1 protein-coding gene is annotated in these 1,575 nt (G+C 74.2%); it reads right to left on the bottom strand.

The features are described 5' to 3' along the window. The coding region (locus tag VGR37_20450; GenBank protein ID HEV2149783.1) for a M14 metallopeptidase family protein at window positions 1–1,190 on the bottom strand (1,190 nt) is incomplete at its 3' end. Window positions 1,191–1,575: the final 385 nt, after the last annotated feature.

The following is a 1,575-nucleotide window of genomic DNA, read 5'->3' as shown; positions in this document are numbered from 1 at the left end:
GCCACGGCGCGCAGCGGGTGCCGCGCCCCCTCCGTCACGGCCGAGCGGCGGAACTCCAGGTAGTCGCGCACCCGCTCGGCGCGCCGGGCGGCCGTGGTGCGCAGCGTCGCCATGGAGGCCGCGTAGTGGTGGTGCGCCGCCTCGCGCAGCGTGAGCACGGTGCCGTCGGCGCGGCGGATGGCGCCGCCGACGCTGGACGCCTGCTCGTACGTCATCCCCACCGCGCCCAGCAGCGTGGGCCAGGACACGCCGTAGCCCGGGTAGAACTCGTCGTACCCCTCGCGCCGGAAGTACGGCCACCCCTCCCGGTCGAAGGCCGCGGCGTTGCCGGCGGCGAACACGTCCCACCAGCGGACGATGTTCGGGTGGACGTTGCGGTTCACCGGCTCCATGGGCGGGGCGAAGAAGTAGGTGGAGCCGGACCCCATCTCGTGCAGGTCCACCGCCACGTGCGGCCACCAGGTGGTGAAGGTCCGCACCCGCCCCCGCGACTCCGGGTGGGAGAGGATGAACCAGTCGCGGTTCAGGTCGAAGAGGTAGTGGCTGGTGCGCGCGCCCGGCCAGCTCCCGGTGTGGATCATGGCCGCGGGCGAGACCGGGACCCCCAGCGCGCCGCGCATCCGCATCACGTCCTGCACGTGCCTCTCGTGCCCGTCCGGGTTCTGCACCGGGTCGATCAGCACCACGGTGCTGTCCAGGATGGCGCGCGTGTCCGCGTCGCGCCCGGCGGCGAGCTGGTACAGGGTGGCGATGGCCGCCTCCGTCCCCGACGCCTCGTTGCCGTGCACCGTGTATCCCAGCCAGACGATGGCCGGCGTCCGCGCCGCCGCGGCCCGCAGCTCCGCCTCGGGGACGCCCACCGGGTTCGCCAGGCGCTCCGCGTCGGCCCGGATGGCGTCCAGGCGGCGCGCGTTGGCCTCGCTCGTCAGGGTGACCCGCAGCACCTCGCGCCCCTCGAAGGAGTGCGCCACCGTATCGAGGCGCACCCGCGGGCTCGCCGCCGCGAGGCGCTCCACGTAGCGCATCAGCAGGTGGTGGGGGGTGAAGCGCTCGCCCACCTCGTAGCCGAGGACGCTCCGCGGGGTGGGAACGGCGGAGTCGTAGTCGCCGCCGGCCGAGAAGGCGTGCTGCGCGGCGGCCGGGGGCGCGGCGCAGAGGGCGAGCGCGAGGAGGAGCGCGGTGTGCTTCACGGGTCTCCGTCGGTGGGGAGGGAGGAGTGTGCCCCGGGAATGTGGGCGGCGGCCGGCGCGGCCGGCAAGGGGAGGGTGCAGCCGCGTGTCTGCCAAGTGGCTGCTCCCCGGGAAGATACGGCCCCCAAACATGCGTCGCGCCATGTAGCTCCCTGGTATGCTTCGTGCGTTTGAGAACGCCCCGCACGGCACGCCGCGACATCACGGGCGAACCTCCGGGCGGACGGGAACCGAGCACGCGAAGGTGCGAGATGGTAAACGCTTACGAGAACAGCCGCGCCGCCGTCCGCCCCGCCGATCCGCGTGCGGACCCGGAGGTGGAGCGCGCGTACGAGCGGCGGATCGACTGCTGCGACTCGCCGCGCACGCGCGAGCGGAGCGGCGG

The organism is Longimicrobiaceae bacterium, assembly GCA_035936415.1.
Classification (GTDB): Bacteria; Gemmatimonadota; Gemmatimonadetes; order Longimicrobiales; family Longimicrobiaceae; genus JAFAYN01.
Note: the sequence above shows the minus strand (reverse complement) of the source record. Positions and strands in the feature narration are given on the sequence as shown.